The following is a 19232-nucleotide window of genomic DNA, read 5'->3' on the forward strand; positions in this document are numbered from 1 at the left end:
GCGCCGCAAATCAGTTGAGCGAGGAGTCGATGCCCTTGCACGCGACCAGCAGTTCCTTGACCGCGTCGACCGACACATCGAGGTTCTTCTTGGCTTCATCGCTGAGCGCGATCTCGACGATCTGCTCGACACCGCCCGCGCCGATCACGCAGGGCACGCCGACATAAAGGTTGTCGATGCCATACTGGCCGGTGAGGTGCACCGCTGCCGGCAGCACGCGCTTCTGATCGTACAGGTAGCTCTCCGCCATCGCGATGCCGCTGGTGGCGGGGGCGTAGAACGCGGAGCCGGTCTTCAGCAGCGCGACGATCTCGCCGCCGCCGCCGCGCGTGCGCTTGACGATCGCGTCGATCTTCTCTTGCGTGGAGCGACCCATCTTGATGAGGTCCGGCACCGGGATCCCCGACACCGCCGAATATTCGATCACCGGCACCATCGTATCGCCGTGGCCGCCGAGCACGAAGCTGGTGACATCCTTGATCGAGACCTGGAACTCTTCCGCGAGGAACGCCGAGAACCGCGACGAATCGAGCACGCCCGCCATGCCGACGACCTTCTCGTGCGGCAGGCCGGAGAATTCGCGCAACGCCCAGACCATCGCATCCAGCGGGTTGGTGATGCAGATCACGAACGCATCCGGCGCGTTGGCCTTGATGCCCTCACCCACCGCCTTCATCACCTTGAGGTTGATGCCGAGCAGATCGTCGCGGCTCATGCCCGGCTTGCGGGCGACACCGGCGGTGACGATGATGACGTCGGCGCCGGCAATGTCGGCATAATCGTTGGTGCCGGTGATCTTGGCATCGAAGCCCTCGACCGGCGCGCACTGCATGAGATCAAGCGCCTTGCCCTGCGGAACGCCTTCGACCACGTCGAACAGCACGATGTCTCCGAGAGCCTTCAGCGCGGCGAGGTGGGCGAGGGTGCCACCGATATTGCCTGCGCCGATAAGCGCGATCTTCTTGCGGGCCATTGTCATCCTTTCCGGAGTCGGTTTCAGACCGCGCACGCGGCCTCGTACACTATGGACGCGGCGCGGCTTAGGCCGGTTTTGGGAAGAGGGCAACCGCTAAAGGATTGCCGGGAAGGCTAATTAATGCAAATCATTCGCAGTTGCATTATGCTGCTCGGCGGTGTCGACGTAACGCCGCTCGCCAGTCACCGCATCGAACCATACCTCCATCACGCGGCCCGATGCGTCATCGACAAACCGCTCCGGCATCTCTCGCCAAGTGCTGCCGGTCGGCTGTCGCCGCGCTGCGCCGTAACGCGCGCGTTCGAACAGGATGCCGAACAGCGCCACCCCGGTCCAGACCAGCAGCGGCCACTGGAGCGGCACGAACGACACGACGATCAATGCGGCGGTGAAAGCCAGCATCGCCGCAACGAGCACCAGCGTGCGCAGCATCACTCAGGCGCCGGATCGAGGATGACGGCAGTACCGTAGGCGACGACCTCGTTCATCGACTGTGCGATCTCGCCCGAGTCGAAGCGCATCATTACGATGGCGTTCGCGCCCATCAGCGTGGCGTTCTGCACCATCCGGTCGATCGCGTGGCGGCGGGTGTCCTCGATCAGCCGGGTGTATTCAGGGATTTCGCCGCCGACGATCGAGCGCAGCGAAGCGGTGATGTTGCCGCCCAGGCCCCGGCTACGCACGACGACGCCGAACACCTGCCCAAGCGTGACGCGGACCGTGTGATTGGGGACGGTCTCGGTGGTGGTGACGAGCATGGCATCCTCCCGGTGTTCGCGCGGCAGGATAACAGGTGGAGCGGATCGTAACAGATGCGCCGTGATGGGCTACGTCGCCCCCGCCGAACCATGCCCCTGCGCGAGATAGTCTTCGGAACGCATTTCCTCCAGCCGGCTGACGGTGCGGTCGAACTCGAAGCGGCCGTCGCCCTTTTCGTATAGCTGGTCCGGCTCGGCGTCGGCTGCGGCGAGCAGCTTGACCTTGTGCTCGTACAGCGCGTCGATCAGCGCCACGAAACGGGCGGCCTCGTTGCGGTTTTCCGGGCCGAGCTTGGGGATGCCGACTAGAATGACGGTATGGTAACGTCTTGCGATTGCCAGATAATCGGCGGCACCCCGAGCCTCGCCGCAGAGCCGTTTGAACGAAAACACCGCGACGCCCTTGATGCTTTTCGGCACATGCAGCGTGCGGCCGCCTTCGACCCGAATGTCCTCGGCCGGCACGTGCGCCCGGTCCTCGACAGGGAAGTCGGTTAGACGGAAGAAATCGCCCGATAACAGGTCGGTAGCCTTGGCGCCGTTGGGGACCAGCCACGTGTCGATCGCGCCCAGCCGATCACGGCGGTAATCGACCGGTCCGTTCAACGTCAGCACGTCGAGCTGCGTCTCGATCAGGTCGATGAACGGTAGAAAATGTTCGCGGTTGAGGCCATCCTTGTAGAGATCGCGGGGCGTCCGGTTCGACGTCGTCACCACCGTCACGCCTTCGGCCAGCAACTGCGTGAACAGTCGCGACAGGATCATCGCATCGGGACTGTTCGTCACCATGATCTCATCGAACGCCAGCACACGCGTTTCTTCGGCGATTCCGCGCGCAGCAGGGACGATCGGGTCGCCGACTTCCTTTCTACGCTCGGCGGCGATACGCTGGTGGACCTCCAGCATGAATTCGGAGAAGTGCACCCGGCGCTTGCGACGGATGTCGAGTTTGTTGAAGAACAGGTCCATCAACATCGATTTGCCGCGCCCGACGCCACCCCAGATATAGAGGCCACGCACCGGATCGGGCTTGCGCCCCAGCAGCTTCCACAGCGTGGAACCCTTGCGCGGAACCGCCTCCAGCGCGACGGCTAACGCATCCAAACGCGCGGCAACCGCAGCTTGTTCGGCGTCGACGCGCAATTCGCCGGAGGCAACGAGCGCTTTGTAGCGAGCTAAAACGCCGGTCATGCCGTGACCTTGCGCAAGGTGCCGGTAAAGCTGGCGATCACCGGCTCGTCCTCCTGCACCAGCAGACCACGCAGGAACAGCAGCCGGCCGGTTTCGCGGAGCAGTTCGATCCGCGCCTCCAACATTCGGTCGAGTCGGCCGGCGCTGATGAACTGCGTCGCGAGGTCGACCGTCACGCCGCTCGCCGCGCCGCGTGCGCCGAGCGCGTAGGCACCCGCGAACAGCGCGATGTCGATGAAGCCCAGCGCCGCGCCGCCGTGCAGCGCGCCGTGGAAATTGCCGTGGCCGGCACCGGGCCGCATCCGGACCCGCGCGGTGTCGGCCTCGACGCGCACCCACAGCGCGCCGAAACTGGCGTTGTAGGTCGACGGGTCACCGCCGCGCCACACCATCCAGCCGGGCTGATCGGGATCGTCGACCGCCGCGAAGGCACCACCCGTAGCGTCGGTCACCTTACAGCGCGCGCTCGACTTCCATCTTCTTGATTTCGGCGATCGCCTTGGCGGGGTTGAGACCCTTCGGGCAGACGTTCGCGCAGTTCATGATCGTGTGGCAGCGATACAGGCGGAACGGATCCTCCAGCTCGTCGAGCCGCTCACCGGTCATCTCGTCGCGGCTGTCGGCGAGCCAGCGATAGGCCTGCAACAGGATCGCCGGCCCCAAGAACTTGTCGCTGTTCCACCAGTAGCTCGGGCACGAGGTCGAACAGCACGCGCACAGGATGCACTCGTACAAGCCGTCGAGCTTCTCGCGGTCTTCCGGGGACTGAAGCCGCTCCTTGCCGGCGGGCGGCGGGGTGACGGTTTGCAGCCACGGCTTAATCGACGAATATTGCGCGTAGAAGTGCGTGAAATCGGGGACGAGATCCTTGATGACGTCCATGTGCGGCAGCGGCGTGATGCGGATGTCGCCGCGAATATCCTCGATCGCCGTCGTGCAGGCGAGGCCGTTCTTGCCGTCCATGTTCATCGCGCACGAGCCACAAATGCCCTCGCGACAGGAGCGGCGGAAGGTGAGCGAGGAATCCTGCTCCGACTTCATCTTGATGAGCGCATCGAGCACCATCGGCCCGCACGAATCGAGATCGATCTCGAACGTGTCGTAGCGCGGGTTCTCGCCGGTGTCGGGATCGTAGCGGTAGATCTTGAATTTCTTGACCCGTTTCGCCTCCGCGCCCGCTGCGTGAACCTTGCCGTTCGCCTTGGGCTTGCTGTTCGCGGGGAGGAAGAATTCGGCCATTACAATCGGTGTCCCGTGGCTGGTGTGCGCCGAGGCGCAAAGGGCTTTGCACATGCCGTTACACAAGCACGCGCCGCGTCGCAAACATTAGCTGCCGAGACCCGTGCGGCAGCAGCAATGGTTTCGCCTGCGCAAGGAAAACTTGCTGCATCTGGCAAGATATTGAAATGGTGTCGCATTCACCTTCACACAAGGGAAGCGCCAGCAGAGCGACCCGTTGATCGCACCGCAGCCGCGCCCATTTTCGCCGCAGCGCGGAAAGACCCGTCTCGTGCCGGGCCTGCGCATAGGGATGTTTTCCATGAGCAACAGACTCGAAGGCAAGAAGGCGATCGTCACCGGCGGCTCGCGCGGGATCGGCGCAGCGATCGCCAGGCGACTCGCCGCCGAAGGCGCCGACGTCGCCATCACCTATGGCGGCAACGAGGCCGCGGCCAACCTGACCGTGGCGGCGATCACCACCGCCGGGCGCAAGGGTCATGCGATCCAGGCCGACGCCGGCAACGCCGACGCGCAAGCCGCCGCGATCGGGCAGGCGATCGACACGCTTGGTGGGCTCGACATCCTCGTCCACAACGCCGGCGTGTTCGAGATGGCACCGGTCGACCAGAGCGACAACGCCGCGTTCGAGCGGATCTTCGCGGTCAACGTGACCGGCGTGCAGGCCGGCACCGCCGCCGCCGCGCCCCGCATCAGCGATGGCGGCCGCATCATCATCATCGGCAGCATCAATGCGCACAGCGCGATCGCACCCGGCCTCGCCCCGTACGGCGCGTCCAAGGCGGCGGTGGCGGGACTGGCGCGCGGGTGGGCGCGCGATCTCGCGAGCCGGGGCATCCTCGTTAACGTCGTGCAGCCCGGGCCAGTCGATACCGACATGAACCCCGCCGATGGCGCGATGGCGGCACAGTTCACGCAGATGATCCCGATCGGCCGCTACGGCCGCGCCGACGAGATTGCGTCGATCACCGCCTTCTTGGCCAGCGACGAGGCGTCGTTCATCACCGGCACTACCATCGACGTCGACGGTGGCCTGTCGGCGTAAGATCGTCGCTTCAGATCACGTCGAGAACGAGGCCGAGGTCGCGCGCTTCCTCGGCCTCGATATACCAGTTGTAGGGCGCCTTCTCCCGCAGCGTCTCGAAATCGACCTGGCTGCCCCTTACCAGATCGCGGAAGCCCTCCTCCTCGATGCGGATCGACTCCTCGATTTCGTGCAGTGTCGCCTTGATGGTGGCGACGCAGGTGCGCAGCGGCCCCTTGATCTCGAGCGTCTTGGTGAGTTGCCGTTCGTGGAACATCAGCCGCGTGCGCCGCGTCAGGAAGCGGCGATCGACCGGGAAGGCCGACATCAGCGTGGCGCCCGCCGAATATACGGCGACCTTGCCGAGGAACAGGATTTCGCGACCGGTATAGTCCGCGATCAGCCGGATATCGTCAGCCATGGTGCGCGCCACCTCCGGGTCACCGCCGAGCGTGGTGAGCGCGAGGACGAGCGTCCCTTCCTGTGGGCAGCCATCAAGCTGCTGGCGGAACAGCGTGTACATATCATCGTCGATCGTACCGGACAGACGTATGTGCGGCTTGGCAAGCAGGGGGTAGCGGATATCGTTCATGGCGCGCGTAACCGCTGCGCGCAGTGTGAGTTCCACATGCCGGACAGTTTGGTAGAGTTGCGCCCCGTCAGCTTCGAGCGGTGCGCTATGGCCCCTTGCGCGTGAACAGGCTCGTCGCGGGCCGACCAACCGGCGTGCCCGCCACCTTCGGCACGCCGCGATCTAGCACGCTCAGCCACCGCGCCGCCCGCGCGCCGATCGCAAGTTGCGGGTTGGAGGCACGCAATTTGCCCTGCCGCTCCCATTTGGCGATCGTCGCGATCGCCTCCTTGGCCGCCGCCGCGAACGGCTGGTCCTTGCGCAGTGCGTGGTTGACGAGCGCATCGCCGAAGAACGTCCAGTCGCTGTCCGCCTCGCACCCGAACGACGAGCGGTCGGCAGCGGCGGCGGTCATCACCACGCCGTCCGGCTCGGCGAGTTTGGGCACGAACACGCCCGCGTAACACGCGCTGACGATGACCAACCGCCGCTTGATCCCTAGCCCGTCGAGCATCGCCGCAAGCCGCACCGGCGCGATCGTGCCGACACCGGCGTCGCCATCCTGATAGACGATACCGTAATCCGCGCCGTGGCTGGTGGTGTAGAGGACGAGCACGTCTTCCTTCTTGTCCATCACCTCGGCGATGCGAGCGAGTGCCGCCGCGATATTGTCGGGGGAGCCGCGCGCCAGCGTGTCGGTACCGTGACCATCGGGTCCGCCCAATACGATAGTGTGACCGGCCGCGTCGTAGCGGCGCGTCAGCACCTTCGCCGCCTCGCGCGCTTCCCGCCCGAACACCGCATCGCTGTCGAGCCCCGCCACCAGCACATAGGCATCGACCACGCCCTTGCGCTGCGGCTGCACGCCGGCGAGCGCGCGGTCGAGCCGGCGATGCTCGGCAAGCTGCCATTCGGGCGAGCGCGCATGTTCGAATTGGAACCCCTGCGCGGTATATTGCCCGAATTCGTCGTCATCCTGTTCGGCCGCGACCGGCTTTTTGGCCGGCGCCCTGGTTTGCGCCGACGCCGCGACCGACAGCACCAGCGCCGACGCGAAAAGCCACTCGAATGAACGCCGTACACGCATCGGGATATCCTGCCGGGAGAAGCGGCGATGCTCACTCGCGCGCGAGCCCCAAGTCAATGCGGATTACAGTTGAAACAAAGTTGCTTCCCGCTCTACGCCGTCACCATCACCTCATGAAAGGTCATTCCCTGCCGATGCGCGCCAAATCGCTCCTGCTGCTCGCCACCGCCGCCGCCCTGTCGGGCGCGGTCACCCCCGCCGCCGCGCAGATGGACAAGGCGACCACGCCGCAGAACCCACCAGTCTCGCCGCCGCAGCCCGTCGCCGGCGGCGACATTCCGGCCAAGTTCACCCAGCCCGAGGCGGCGCGCGATTACGTCAAGCGCGAGGTGATGATCCCGATGCGCGACGGCACCAAGCTCTACACCGTGATCGTCTATGCCAAGGGGTTGACCAACGCGCCGATCGTGCTGACCCGCACGCCGTATAACGCCAAGGGTCGTGCCAACCGCATGGACAGCCCGAACGAACTCTCCACGCTGCCGCTTGCCGACGAAATGTTCGTGAAGGCGGGCTATATCCGCGTCTATCAGGACATCCGCGGCAAATACGGCTCGGAAGGCGATTACATCGTCACCCGCCCGCCGATCGGCCCGCTCAACCCCACCAAGGTCGATCACACGACGGACGCCTACGACACGATCGACTGGCTGGTGAACAAGGCGAACCTGCCGCAGTCCAACGGCAAGGTCGGCATGATCGGCTCGTCCTACGAAGGCTTTACCGTGGTGATGGCACTGCTCCACCCGCACCCCGCGCTGAAGGTCGCCGCACCGCAGAGCCCGATGATCGATGGCTGGATGGGCGACGACTGGTTCCACTACGGCGCGTTCCGGCTCGCCAACATCGGCTGGATCGGCTCGCAGACCGGCTACAAGGGCAAGGGCAAGGCGCCGCGCTCTGGCGGGTATGACGATTACGAGAATTTCCGCAACGTCTCGGCAGGCGACTGGGCGAAGCAGTCCGGCTATGACCAGTTGCCGGCGTGGCAGCGCATGGTGTCGCACCCGGCCTATGATGCTTTCTGGCAGGGGCAGGCGCTCGACAAGCTGCTCGCACAAAGCCCGTCCGACGTCCCGACCCTGTGGGAACAGGGGCTGTGGGACCAGGAGGATATGTGGGGTGCGATCCACAGCTACGAATCGCTGGTGAAGGCGGGCAAGAGTGCCAACAACTTCATCGTGATGGGGCCGTGGCGGCACAGCCAGGTCAACCGCAGCGGCCGCAGCCTCGGTGCGTTCGACTGGAACGGCGACACCGCACAGCAATACCGCGAGGACATGGTGCTGCCGTTCTTCAACCAGTATCTGAAGGACGGCCCGGCGGTGACGCTGCCGGCGGCGGCGATCTACAATACGGGCGAGAACCACTGGGACCGTTTCTCACGCTGGCCACTGTCGTGCGAGAAGGATTGCCAGACGCCGCTGACGCCGATGTATCTGCAGGCCGACAAGGGCCTTTCGTTCCAGAAGGCGGCGAGCGGGGGTGACAGCTACCTGTCCGATCCCGCCAACCCGGTGCCGCACCTGCCGCGCCCGGTAAACTTCAACGACGGCCGCTGGGGCGACTGGCTGGTGTCCGACCAGCGCTCGGTCGACGGGCGCACCGACGTGATGGTGTACCAGACGCCGGTGCTGACCCAGACCGTGCGCGTGTCGGGCGTGCCGTGGGCGGACATCTTCGCCAAGACGACCGGCACCGACGGCGATTTCGTGGTGAAGATCATCGACGTGTTCCCGGCGGAGAACGCCACCGATCCGAAGATGGGCGGCTACGAACTGCCGATCAGCCTCGACATCTTCCGCGGCCGCTATCGCGACAGCTTCGCCAAGCCGACCGCGATTCCGGCGGGCAAGGTCCAGGAATACAAGTTCCGCCTGCCAGCGGTGAACCATGAGTTCCTGCCCGGCCACAAGATCATGGTGCAGGTCCAGTCCTCGCTGTTCCCGCTCTACGATCGCAATCCGCAGACCTTCGTGCCCAACATCTTCCTCGCCAAGCCGGGTGACTACAAGGCGGCGACAGTGACGATCGAACACGGCGCGGCAGGTGCGAGCTCGGTGTTGCTGCCGGTGGTGCCGGTCGATCAATCGGCGGCAATGGCGCGGTAACTTAGCGCTATGAGCGCTGGGCAGGCGCGGTGCGCTTGCCCTTGGTGCGGCTGGTGAGATGGAACCGGCCGCACCGGTCGCAGGCATAGGGGAGCAGCACGAACGGCGCGGCCGACGCGGCAGCGCGGGCGTCGGCCTCGGATGCATAACGCGCCTTGCGGCGGCAGATGCTGAGCCGGGTGCGCATCCGATATCCCCTCAAACCGCCTGAATTACAGGCAGCGACGTGGGCAAAGCCCACGTCGTCGGTCGCGGCTTTGGCCGCGCCGGCCGGGCGCGCCGCTGATAGCGCGCCCGAGCTTTGCTCGGGCTTGCGCGGCGTGCCTTAGTACACCCGCTTCTTCGGTTTGATATACTCGGCGTCATCCGTCAGCGTGTAGTCGTGGACCGGGCGGTAGCCGATCTCGACCTTGCCACCGGTACCGCCCCAGCCTGCGAACGTCGCGGTGGTGTGCTTCATCCACTCCGCGTCGTTGCGGTCCGGGTAATCCTCGTTGACGTGCGCGCCGCGCGATTCCTTGCGGTTGGCGGCGCTTTCCATCGTCACCACCGCCTGGGCGACCAGGTTGTCGAGCTCGAGCGTCTCGACCAGATCGGTGTTCCAGATCAGCGAGCGATCGGTGACGTGGACGTCCTGCATCTGCCCGTAGATCTGCGCGATCTTCTGCTGGCCTTCGCCGAGCAGCGCGTTGTCGCGGAACACCGCGCAATGCTTCTGCATGGTACGCTGCATCTCGGTGCGGATCTTCGCGGTCGGGATGCTGCCGTTGGCGTTGCGGAACCGGTCGAGCCGGGTCAGCGCCATCTCCTCCGAACCCTTGGGCAGCGGGTTGTGCGCAGTGTTGGGCTTGAGCGTCTCTTTGAGGCGCAGGCCGGTAGCGCGGCCGAACACCACCAGATCGATCAGCGAGTTCGAGCCGAGCCGGTTGGCGCCATGCACCGAGACGCACGCCGCCTCGCCCACCGCGAACAGGCCGGGGACGACCGCATCCGGGTTGCCGTCGCGCAGGTGGACGACTTCACCGTGATAGTTCGTGGGGATGCCGCCCATGTTGTAATGCACCGTCGGCGTGACCGGCAGCGGCTGGCGGGTAAGATCGACGTTGGCGAAGATCTTGCCGGTCTCGGTGATGCCGGGCAGACGCTCAGCCAGCACCTTGGGATCGATATGGTCGAGGTGCAGGAAGATATGATCCTTGTGCTCGCCGACACCGCGCCCTTCGCGCATTTCCAGCGCCATCGAGCGGGAAACGACGTCGCGCGAGGCGAGATCCTTCGCAGACGGCGCATAACGCTCCATGAAGCGCTCGCCCTCGGAGTTGGTGAGGTAACCGCCCTCGCCGCGCGCGCCCTCGGTGATGAGCACGCCCGCGCCGTAGATGCCGGTCGGGTGAAACTGGACGAACTCCATGTCCTGCAGCGGTAGGCCGGCACGCAGCACCATCGCGTTGCCGTCGCCGGTGCAGGTGTGCGCCGAGGTCGCGGAGAAATACGTGCGGCCATAGCCACCGGTCGCCAGCACGACGCTGTGCGCACGGAAACGGTGGATCGCACCGGTCTCCATGCACAGCGCGATCACGCCGCGGCAGGCGCCGTTCTCCATGATGAGATCGAGCGCGAAATATTCGATGTAGAAGTCCGCGTCATACTTCAGGCTCTGCTGGTAGAGCGCGTGGAGCATGGCGTGGCCGGTCCGATCGGCGGCGGCGCAGGTGCGCTGCACCGGCGGGCCGTCGCCCATGTTCTGCATGTGACCGCCGAACGGGCGCTGGTAGATCGTGCCGTTGTCGTTGCGGCTGAACGGCACGCCGGCGTGCTCCAGCTCGTAGACGGCGGCGGGCGCCTCGCGCACCATGTACTCGATCGCGTCCTGGTCACCGAGCCAGTCGGAGCCCTTGACGGTATCGTACATGTGCCACGACCAGTGGTCGGGCGTGTTGTTGCCCAAGGATGCGGCGATGCCGCCCTGCGCGGCGACGGTGTGGCTGCGCGTGGGGAACACCTTGGTGATGCACGCGGTCTTCAGACCGGTCTCGGCGATGCCCATCGTGGCGCGCAGGCCGGAGCCGCCCGCGCCGACGACAATCGCGTCATAGGTGTGATCGATGATCTTATAGGCTTCGGCCATCAGAGCGGCATCCCGGCGGTAAAGGCGATCTTGAGGATCGAGAAGATTGCGATCGCGGCGGTCACGACCACGAAGAAGTTGAGCGCGAACATCAGCGCGACGCGCGTCTCGGCATGGCCGTAATCCTCGATCACGACCTGAAGTCCCAGCCGGAAGTGCCAGAACACCGACATGACAAGGAGGACCATCGGCACGGCAACCCATGCCGAAGACAGCCAAGGCCGAACCGTTGCGTAATCATAGCCCGGCAGTCGCGCGATGGCGATGACGAACCAGATCATCAGAAACAGGTTGGACGCCGCCGTCAGGCGCTGATTCCACCAATGGTGCGCGCCGTGCTTGGCGCTGCCGAGGCCGCGAACGCGACCGAGTTCAGTCCCGCGACCCATTATTTGGCCCCCAACATGAATGCCCAGAAGATGATCGTGGCGAGGATCGAGAAGACGAACGTGGCCAGCGCGCCGCGCTTGTTGCCCTTCAACTCGTACCCCGCACCCGTATCGAGGATGAAGTGGCGCACGCCGCTTGCCAGATGCTGGAAGAACGACAGCGTCAGGCCGACACCGAAGATGTAGCCGAGCGCGCCGCCCAGCGCTTCGCCGAACACGAAGTGGAACAGCGCATAGCTCTTCGCACCCCCTGCGATGGCAGCGAGCCACCAGACCAGCAGCACCGAGCCGACCGTCGCCATGCCGCTGCCGGTCACGCGATGGAGAATCGAGACCGTCATATGCGGCCCCCATTTCCAGATGCTGAGATGCGGACTTAACGGACGTGCGGCGGGTCGTTGGCTGGCCAAGACGGAAATCCTCTTGCGGGCTATCGGCGTCGTATTAGTCCCCATGGGGCACGATGCAAGCGCTGCGACGCAATATGAAGTTGCACCCGGCGCCCGCCGACAGGAAATCGCCGGATGACGCGGCGCCCTAACCCGCTCTTAACCAGCCATGCTTAGGACCGGCAGCAGCACCCGTCACCCGACGGGCAGCCGTTGCACCAACCGGAGTCCTCCGCTTGAACCTTGAAGACCTGCCCGCCCCCGGCACCCTCGCAGCAGGGTTCGATATCGGCGCACGGCTGCGCGCGTTTGACATGGACGCGACGATGCTGGCGACCTGCCGCGCGGTATGGGACGTCCTGGAGCCCGACGTGCGGGTGATTTCCGAGGCGTATTGGGCACAATGGCTGCGCTGCTTCCCCGACAGCCGCGCCTGGGACCGTAGCGAAACCGAAAAGATGATCGATATCGGCTGCACCTTCCTGCGCAACCGGTTCTGCGATCCCGTGGGCCGGGCGTGGATCGAGTCGATCGAACGCTCGGTCGCTACCGCGGCGAAGGGCGATGTCGCGCCGATGGAATTGCGCGCGATGATCTGCGCGAGCGATCGAGTGGCGATGTCGGTGCTGCTGAAGCGGCTGGAATCCGGCGACGCTCGACTGCCGGCGATGGTCGATGCGCTGTTGCGGCTCTCCGCGCTGGAATGCGACGTTACCGCGTCGCTGTACCGCAGCTACGAGGAACACGCCTTGCTGAACGCCCGCGAACGACTCGCGACGCAGTTCCGCGAAGGCATTGCCCGCGCCGTGGAGGGTGCAACCGAGGACAGCGTGACGCTGCGCGCGCATTCGGTGCGGACCTCCGCCTCGACGCGCGGGATGCTCGGCAAGACTAGCGAAGTCGCCGCCGCCGCCGAACAATCGGCGATGGCGATGCGCGAGGCGGCGCAGACCGCCGCCGGGCTGATCCGCGCGATCGAGGATGCCCGCACCGAAGTGGAAGCCGCCGCCGAAATCGCAACGCGCGCGTCCGGCCAGGCCAGCCAGGCGGTCGGCATGTCGGAAACGCTGTCGGATCATGCCAAGTCGATCGAATCGATTCTCGGCCTGATCCGCGACATCGCCGGGCAGACCAACCTGCTCGCGCTCAACGCCACGATCGAGGCCGCGCGCGCGGGCGACGCCGGGCGTGGCTTCGCGGTGGTGGCGCAGGAAGTGAAATCGCTCGCCAGCCAGACCGCGCGCGCGACCGACGACATCGCCGCCAAGATCGCCGCGATTCAATCCGCGACGCGCTCGACCGTCGACACCAACGCCGGCATCAAAGCGACCGTGGCGGAAGTGCAGGAAAGCGCCAACCGCATCCGCTACGCGATGGAGGCACAGGCGCAGACCGTCACCGCGATCACCGCCGCCGTCGACGAAACCGCGCTCGCCGCCGATTCGATGTCGCACACCATCGCAACCATCCGCGAGGATACCGAGAACGTCGCCTCCGACATCGACCAGGTCGGGCGCGGATTCGATACGCTGGAGGGCAAGCTCGGCACGCTCAAGAGCAGCGCCGCCGATTTCGTGGCGCGCGTCGCCGCCTGACGATTGCAGCCCGTCCCGGCGCGAAGCCGGGGTGGGCCGTTACCGACTTCCACTGGCTGGGTTCGAACCCCGCCCGCGACCGAACGGGCGGCGCGCACTCTCGACTCGGCGCAATTCGGCTCTAAAAAGCCGCATGACCAACATCCTCCTGACCGGATCGTCGCGCGGCATCGGCGCGGCGATCGTCACCGCGCTCGACCTGCCCGACGTCACCCTCGCCAAGCAGGCGACGCGCGGCGGTAACGGCACGATCGCTGCGGATTTCGCCGACCCCGCCGCGCCGCAGGCGCTATGGGATACGGCGGTCGCGCAGCTCGGCACGATCGATGTGCTCGTCAACAACGCCGGCGTGTTCGAGGCCAGTCCGCTCGACGGTGACGAATGGGTGGCGCAGTGGGAGCGCACGATGCGCGTCAACCTTACCGCCTCGGCCGAACTGTGCCGGCTGGCGGTGCTGCACTGGCAGGCACGCGGGCGTCCGGGCCGCATCGTCAACGTCGCCAGCCGCGCTGCCTATCGCGGCGACAGCCCGGCGCACTGGCATTATGCCGCGTCCAAGGCGGGCATGGTGGCGATGACCAAGACGATCGCTAGGGGGTATGCGGGTGCTGGCATCCTCGCCTTCGCGGTGTGCCCCGGCTTCACCATGACCGGCATGGCGGAGGACTATCTCGCCAGTCGCGGCGGCGACAAGCTGCTCGCCGATATTCCGCTCGGCCGCGTTGCCGCGCCCGAAGAGGTGGCGACGACGGTGAAGTTCCTGGCGCTGGAGGCACCGCCGTCGATGACCGGCGCGGTGGTCGACGTGAACGGGGCCAGCTATGTCCGTTGATCCGACCGAAAGCTGGAAGCTGTCGATCCCGTGCACCCGCGACGAGGCGGAGGCGATCGACATGGGGGAAGGCTTGGCCGGGTTCGACCCCTCGCCCGTGATCCTGACCAGCGAGGAAATCGAGGACGATCCGACGAGCTGGCGGCTGGATGCGTTCTTCAGCGGCAAGCCCGGCCGCGCGGTGATCGCGGCGGTGCGCGCGCTCGCGCCGAGTTCGCAAGGCGTGAAGGCCAAGGCGGAGCGCGTGCCCGACGAGGACTGGATCACGCTCAGCCAGGCGGGGATCGAGCCGGTGCAGGCGGCGCGTTTCTATGTCCACACCAGCGCGAACAAGGGCGCGGTGCCCGACGGCGCGCGCGCGTTCCAGATCGAGGCCAGCCGTGCGTTCGGCACCGGTCACCATCAGACCACCACCGGCTGCCTGCTCGCGCTCGATGCGATGAAGGTGGCAGGCAAACGCTTCCGCAACGTGCTCGATATCGGCACCGGCACCGGACTGCTCGCCTTTGCGGCACTGCATCTGTGGCCGCGTGCCTACGCCACCGCCTCGGATATCGATGCGGCGGCGGTGGCGATCAGCAAGGAGAATGCGCACGTCAACGGCGTGGCGCTCGGCAGCGGGCCCGGCGCGCTCGCGCTCGCCACCGCGCCGGGGCTGGAGCATCCGCTGCTGATCGGCCGCGCGCCGTACGACCTGATCATCGCCAACATCCTTGCCGGACCGCTGATCGGGCTGGCCCCGACGATCGCGATGGCGCTGGTCGAGGGCGGCACGCTGGTCGTGGCCGGGCTGCTCGACTGGCAGGCCGCGCCCGTCACCGCCGCTTACCGCCGGCAGGGGCTGATGCCGGTCTCCGCCAACGCGATCGGCGACTGGCCGACGTTGGTCTTGCGCAAACGCGCGCGCTACGGCGCGGCGCGGGTGACACGGCTCGGGCCGGGCGGCGCCAACGATGCACCGGGGTTCGGCAGCTGGTGAGGCTTTAACTCTCGCCCCCGCTTCCCGCCGCAGGCCGAGATCCCGCTGCAAGGTCGCTGTGACGCAGCGCTTCGCCGGTCAGGCGACCGGCGCGGCTCAGGCCAGCGCCTTGCCCCGCGCATAATCCTGCGTACCACGCGTCACCACGACGTCGTCGGGCAGCACCTCGCCGGGCGCGAGGTCACTCTGGCGCCGCACCGTCCGATACAGCGGCGCGAAGTCGATCTGCGTGGTCGCGCTCAGCAGCTCCTCGAAACTGGGGATGACGAAGTAATTCTGCTGAAAATCGTCGATTCGGTACTCGGTCCGCATCACGCGTTCGAGGTCAAAGGCGATGCGGTTGGGACTGGCATCCTCCAGCGCGAACCGGCTTTCCGAGAAGCTCGACACGATCCCCGCGCCGTAGATCCGCAATCCCTCCGGCTCCGCCACCAGCCCGAACTCGACCGTATACCAGTAGAGTCTCGCGAGGTATTTGAGTGCGTCCAGCCCGACCGCACGCTGCCCGCCCTTGCCATACGCCTCGAGGTAATCCGCAAACACGGGATCGGCGAGCATCGGCACATGGCCGAACACGTCGTGGAACACGTCCGGTTCCTGAAGATAATCGAGCTGGTCGGCGCGGCGGATGAAGCTGCCCGCGACGAAGCGGCGGTTTGCCATGTGATCGAAGAACACGTCGTCCGGGACCAGTCCCGGCACCGCGACGACCTGCCAGCCGGTCAGCCCCATCAGCCGGTCCGACAGCTCCGCGAAATCTGGAATGCCGGGTTTAGACAGTTTCAGCACATCCAGCCCGCGCAGGTACGCATCCGACGCGCGGCCGGGCAGCAGCGCCGCCTGCCGGGCGAACAGCGTGTCCCACACGCCATGTTCTTCCGGCGTGTAACGATCCCAGTTCTGCGGCACGGTCCAGTCGGCGGCGGCGCCCTCGGGCGGGTGCGTGGGGAGCGTATCGGTGGTCATGAAAAGATCGTAACACGCGGGACGGCGGAGGGGAAAGCAGCGTGACGCGAAAATGGTGGCGTTTGATACGAAATGTGGCGATCGGCGTGGTCGCGCTGATCGCCGGATATGTCGCCGCCGGGCTGATCGGCGGTGCGATCCCCAGCAACGCCGGCTGGCGCGCGCCGGCAGACGGCATCCGCATCGCGGTGTCGAGCAACGGCGTGCACACCGGGCTGATCGTGCCGGTGGTCGCCGCAGGGGTGGACTGGCGTGGACTGCTGCGGCCCGAACACCTGCGCGATCCGCGCTACGCCGGCTATCCGGCGGTGGAGATCGGCTGGGGCGAGCGCGGCTTCTATCTGGAAACGCCGACCTGGGCGGACGTTCGGCCGGGCACGGTGTTCGCCGCCGCGATCGGCAGCGACCGGACGGTGATGCATGTCGACCACCTGCCCTTCCCCGCGCCGGATGCGCACAACCGCGTCATCATCTTGCGGCCCGAGGAATACCGCCGACTCGCGCAGTTCATCCGCGCGAGCTTCGGCCAGAGCGGCTGGCATCGCCCCGGCTACTTCACCGCCGACGCCTTCTACGACGGGCGCGGCCACTACAGTGCGATCCGCACCTGCAACACATGGACTGGCGATGCGTTAAGATATGCGGGTGTCCGCGTTGGTGCATGGACGCCGTTTGCGGCATCGGTCATGCAATGGTTCAAGATTTAGCGGTTCAAGATCTAGCGGCGCTCCCGCCCCCCTCCCGGTTTCTGTACGCCACCGAAGTGCCGCGCGGGCTGTTCGGGCTGGCCGAACTGCTCGCTGCGCGCACCCGACTGAAGACGGCGCCGCGCGGTGACAGGCGGCCGGTGATGATCCTGCCCGGCCTCGTCAACACCGATCGTTCCAATGCGCTGCTGCAACGATTCCTGCGCACGCTCGGCTACCGCGTGGACGGCTGGGGGCTGGGCCGCAACCTCGGCACGAAGGCGATCGGGCGCGAGGGCGAGGTGCTGATGGAGCGGATCGCCGCACTTCACACCGAGACGGGCGCGCCGGTGACGCTGATCGGCGTTAGCCTGGGGGGTATCATGGCGCGGATCGCCGCCCACCGCGCCCCCGATCTGGTGCGCGAGGTGGTCACGATCAGTTCGCCTTACGCCGGTTCCGCGCGGGCGACCAACGTGTGGCGGCAGTTCGAGTTTTTCACCGGCGACCGGCTCGACGACGAACATGTCGTCGCGCAGGCGGCGCTTGCCGCCACCCCGTTGCCGGTACCGGAAACCGCGATCTGGAGCCGCAGCGACGGGCTGGTCGCGGGCGAGATCTGCCACGCGCCCGGCTCACGCTCGATCGAGGTGCGCAGCAGCCACCTCGGCGTGCAATGGCGCGCCGAAGTAATGCTGGCGGTGGCGGGCATACTCGCCGGGACGTAGCCGCCGCTCGCCTGCGAGATGACGCGCGCCGACACCGATATGCGTGAGAAGCTCGACGCAGCGGTGCTGCATAGCGTCTACGTGTTCACGCTGATGTGACCGGGGCGCGTCAACGGCCAGCCGTTCTCAGGCTGCGGGCGCTGCGCCCCCAGCCTGACAGCCGATCAGCAATTCTGCCCGTGTTGGCGGCGGCATTCGTTGGCTTCGCGGCGGCGTTCGCGGCCCTCCTTCGCCTCCTGCTTGCGCATCTTGCGGCCGTAGTTGCGATCCGCTTCCGATTGGCTGGTGGTTGTCCAGTCGACCGCTTTGGACGTGATCCGCACCGGCGCGGTTACGACATGCGCGACCGTGCTGACACAGCCGCCCGCCAGGAGAGGAACCAGAGACACACACACCAACAGCTTACGCATGACCAAACTTACTCCCCGGCGGCGGCCCGTCGCGCCGATGCCCCGATATCGGGGAAGTCGGTGAAGAAGCCGTCGATGCCCAGTTTGATATAGTGCTGAATTTCGTCGGAAAGACGGCCATGCGTGGCTGGCGTGGCGCCGGTGCGAAAGCTGGGGATCAGGAAATAATTCTCCGCACGGAACGTCCAGGGGTGCAGCCGCAAGCCTGCAGCGTGTGCGTCCGCCACCAGCGTGGAAGGCGAATCGTCACCGTGCTGGATCATGTCGAGGCCCGGGCCGATGCCATAGGCATAGGTTGCGATCTGCTTCAGCCCGTCAGGTGTCGCCATCGCCGCATAAGAGGGCGCCGCCTTGTCAGCGGGACCGCCGCGCGCATCCATCAGCTGGATCAGGCGGATCCCGGTGAGCGTGTGGATATGCTTGAGGTTGTTCACTTCGAACGACTGGATGAACACCGGGTCGGTCGGCTTGCTCCATCCCGCCTTCTTCAACTGTGCGACCAGCTTGTCGTCCATCGGCAGCCCGATCGAGGCGAAATAGCTCGGATGCTTGGTTTCGGGATAGATGCCGATCCTGCGGTGCAATTCCTTCGTCCGCCGCTTGGCGAGCGCGATGATCTCGTCGAGCGTCGGCACCTGGAACTGGCCGTCATATTCGGCATTGCCGGGTCGAAGCTGCGGCAGGCGCTCCCTGGCCCGGAGCGTCTTCAGCTCGGCCAGCGTGAAATCCTCGGTGAACCAGCCGGTGTGGCTTTCGCCGTCGATGGTCTTGGTGGTTTTGCGGGCGGCGAACTCCGGGTGCATGGCGACGTCGGTCGTGCCGGTGATGTCGTTCTCGTGCCGCGCGACGAACACGTCATCCTTGGTCAGCACCAGATCGGGCTCGATGAAATCGGCGCCCTGTTCGATCGCCAGTTCGTAGGAGGCGAGCGTGTGTTCGGGACGGTATCCGCTCGCACCACGGTGGCCGATTAGGATCAGCGGCGCGTTGGGATCGAGGCGCGGCACCGTCGCGGTCTGCGCGCGCGCCGTGACCGGCGCCAGCAGCAACGCGACCGCAGTCGCGACCATCCGCCACGAAAAGCGTGTCGTGCGCGGCGCGAGGCCGGAAACCATCATCATCACAGGCGTTGTCCCCATCAAGGCGGTGCGCTCCATGCGCGTCCGCGCCATG

At 66.2% G+C, this 19232-nt stretch carries 22 protein-coding genes; 7 read left to right on the top strand and 15 right to left on the bottom strand.

The genetic code is table 11. The features are described from left to right. Positions 1 to 10: 10 nt before the first annotated feature. The 6 genes from mdh to L8F97_RS06485 form a co-directional block, all read right to left on the bottom strand. Positions 11 to 973, bottom strand: coding sequence for a malate dehydrogenase (gene mdh / locus L8F97_RS06460; protein ID WP_242147695.1), 963 nt, complete (start codon positions 971 to 973; stop codon positions 11 to 13). 120 nt (positions 974 to 1093) lie between these two features. Continuing rightward, complete coding sequence (locus L8F97_RS06465; RefSeq protein WP_242147697.1) at positions 1094 to 1408, bottom strand: hypothetical protein; 315 nt, start codon at positions 1406 to 1408, stop codon at positions 1094 to 1096. Next, positions 1408 to 1734 carry a YbjQ family protein gene (locus tag L8F97_RS06470; RefSeq protein ID WP_242147699.1) on the bottom strand — a complete coding sequence of 109 codons (327 nt, stop codon included), beginning with the start codon at positions 1732 to 1734 and terminating at the stop codon, positions 1408 to 1410. Before L8F97_RS06470 ends, L8F97_RS06465 begins: the two co-directional genes overlap by 1 nt. Before the next feature lie 69 nt (positions 1735 to 1803). Further along, positions 1804 to 2925 (bottom strand): cell division protein ZapE, encoded by a 1122-nt coding sequence (gene zapE, locus L8F97_RS06475; protein WP_242147701.1) that lies wholly within the window; start codon positions 2923 to 2925, stop codon positions 1804 to 1806. Further along, positions 2922 to 3377, bottom strand: a complete 456-nt coding sequence (locus L8F97_RS06480; RefSeq protein WP_242147704.1) for a PaaI family thioesterase — start codon at positions 3375 to 3377, stop codon at positions 2922 to 2924. The genes zapE and L8F97_RS06480 overlap by 4 nt, the downstream gene beginning before the upstream one ends. A 1-nt stretch (position 3378) precedes the next feature. After that, positions 3379 to 4164: a succinate dehydrogenase iron-sulfur subunit gene (locus tag L8F97_RS06485; RefSeq protein ID WP_242147706.1), complete on the bottom strand. Its 786-nt coding sequence runs from the start codon at positions 4162 to 4164 to the stop codon at positions 3379 to 3381. Between the two features lie 301 nt (positions 4165 to 4465). On the opposite strand from L8F97_RS06485, the gene L8F97_RS06490 reads away from it, so the two are divergent. Further along, on the top strand, positions 4466 to 5209 hold the full coding sequence (locus tag L8F97_RS06490) for an SDR family NAD(P)-dependent oxidoreductase (RefSeq protein WP_242147708.1): 744 nt from the start codon (positions 4466 to 4468) through the stop codon (positions 5207 to 5209). 10 nt (positions 5210 to 5219) lie between these two features. On the opposite strand, the gene L8F97_RS06495 is transcribed toward L8F97_RS06490, so the two are convergent. Then, complete coding sequence (locus tag L8F97_RS06495) at positions 5220 to 5780, bottom strand: ATP-dependent Clp protease proteolytic subunit (RefSeq protein ID WP_242147710.1); 561 nt, start codon at positions 5778 to 5780, stop codon at positions 5220 to 5222. An 85-nt stretch (positions 5781 to 5865) separates the two neighbouring features. Beyond that, on the bottom strand, positions 5866 to 6846 hold the full coding sequence (locus L8F97_RS06500; protein WP_242147712.1) for a C13 family peptidase: 981 nt from the start codon (positions 6844 to 6846) through the stop codon (positions 5866 to 5868). 134 nt (positions 6847 to 6980) lie between these two features. Here L8F97_RS06500 and L8F97_RS06505 point away from each other — a divergent pair, with 134 nt between their 5' ends. Further along, entirely contained in the window at positions 6981 to 8957 is a 1977-nt protein-coding gene (locus L8F97_RS06505) for a CocE/NonD family hydrolase (RefSeq protein WP_242148272.1), read from the top strand. Between the two features lie 7 nt (positions 8958 to 8964). Here L8F97_RS06505 and L8F97_RS06510 read toward each other — a convergent pair whose 3' ends face one another. The 4 genes from L8F97_RS06510 to sdhC all read right to left on the bottom strand — a co-directional run bounded on the left by L8F97_RS06510 (position 8965) and on the right by sdhC (position 11884). Further along, entirely contained in the window at positions 8965 to 9144 is a 180-nt protein-coding gene (locus tag L8F97_RS06510; RefSeq protein ID WP_242147714.1) for a hypothetical protein, read from the bottom strand. 138 nt (positions 9145 to 9282) lie between these two features. After that, a complete protein-coding gene (sdhA, locus tag L8F97_RS06515) occupies positions 9283 to 11085 on the bottom strand; it encodes a succinate dehydrogenase flavoprotein subunit (RefSeq protein ID WP_242147716.1) in 1803 nt (600 codons plus the stop codon). Beyond that, on the bottom strand, positions 11085 to 11474 hold the full coding sequence (gene sdhD, locus L8F97_RS06520; protein WP_242147719.1) for a succinate dehydrogenase, hydrophobic membrane anchor protein: 390 nt from the start codon (positions 11472 to 11474) through the stop codon (positions 11085 to 11087). Before sdhD ends, sdhA begins: the two co-directional genes overlap by 1 nt. Next, on the bottom strand, positions 11474 to 11884 hold the full coding sequence (gene sdhC / locus L8F97_RS06525; protein WP_277924783.1) for a succinate dehydrogenase, cytochrome b556 subunit: 411 nt from the start codon (positions 11882 to 11884) through the stop codon (positions 11474 to 11476). Before sdhC ends, sdhD begins: the two co-directional genes overlap by 1 nt. Before the next feature lie 230 nt (positions 11885 to 12114). On the opposite strand from sdhC, the gene L8F97_RS06530 reads away from it, so the two are divergent. The 3 genes from L8F97_RS06530 (at position 12115) to L8F97_RS06540 (ending at position 15269) form a co-directional block, all read left to right on the top strand. Beyond that, positions 12115 to 13458: a methyl-accepting chemotaxis protein gene (locus L8F97_RS06530; RefSeq protein WP_242148274.1), complete on the top strand. Its 1344-nt coding sequence runs from the start codon at positions 12115 to 12117 to the stop codon at positions 13456 to 13458. Positions 13459 to 13591: 133 nt separating this feature from the next. Further along, on the top strand, positions 13592 to 14290 hold the full coding sequence (locus tag L8F97_RS06535; RefSeq protein WP_242147723.1) for an SDR family NAD(P)-dependent oxidoreductase: 699 nt from the start codon (positions 13592 to 13594) through the stop codon (positions 14288 to 14290). Further along, on the top strand, positions 14280 to 15269 hold the full coding sequence (locus L8F97_RS06540; protein ID WP_242147725.1) for a 50S ribosomal protein L11 methyltransferase: 990 nt from the start codon (positions 14280 to 14282) through the stop codon (positions 15267 to 15269). The genes L8F97_RS06535 and L8F97_RS06540 overlap by 11 nt, the downstream gene beginning before the upstream one ends. Positions 15270 to 15365: 96 nt before the next feature. Here L8F97_RS06540 and phhA read toward each other — a convergent pair whose 3' ends face one another. Further along, positions 15366 to 16235 (bottom strand): phenylalanine 4-monooxygenase, encoded by an 870-nt coding sequence (phhA, locus tag L8F97_RS06545; protein ID WP_242147727.1) that lies wholly within the window; start codon positions 16233 to 16235, stop codon positions 15366 to 15368. Between the two features lie 74 nt (positions 16236 to 16309). On the opposite strand from phhA, the gene L8F97_RS06550 reads away from it, so the two are divergent. Continuing rightward, positions 16310 to 16942, top strand: coding sequence for a TIGR02117 family protein (locus L8F97_RS06550; RefSeq protein WP_242147729.1), 633 nt, complete (start codon positions 16310 to 16312; stop codon positions 16940 to 16942). Then, complete coding sequence (locus L8F97_RS06555; protein WP_242147731.1) at positions 16927 to 17649, top strand: esterase/lipase family protein; 723 nt, start codon at positions 16927 to 16929, stop codon at positions 17647 to 17649. Before L8F97_RS06550 ends, L8F97_RS06555 begins: the two co-directional genes overlap by 16 nt. Positions 17650 to 17813: 164 nt before the next feature. On the opposite strand, the gene L8F97_RS06560 is transcribed toward L8F97_RS06555, so the two are convergent. Next, positions 17814 to 18059 carry a hypothetical protein gene (locus L8F97_RS06560; protein ID WP_242147733.1) on the bottom strand — a complete coding sequence of 82 codons (246 nt, stop codon included), beginning with the start codon at positions 18057 to 18059 and terminating at the stop codon, positions 17814 to 17816. An 8-nt stretch (positions 18060 to 18067) separates the two neighbouring features. Further along, the gene (locus L8F97_RS06565; RefSeq protein WP_409929018.1) at positions 18068 to 19129 is read right to left on the bottom strand and encodes a glycerophosphodiester phosphodiesterase; all 1062 of its coding nucleotides are present in this window, start codon (positions 19127 to 19129) and stop codon (positions 18068 to 18070) included. Positions 19130 to 19232 lie beyond the last annotated feature (103 nt).

This window comes from Sphingomonas sp. BAUL-RG-20F-R05-02, from assembly GCF_022662305.1.
GTDB lineage: Bacteria > Pseudomonadota > Alphaproteobacteria > Sphingomonadales > Sphingomonadaceae > Sphingomonas.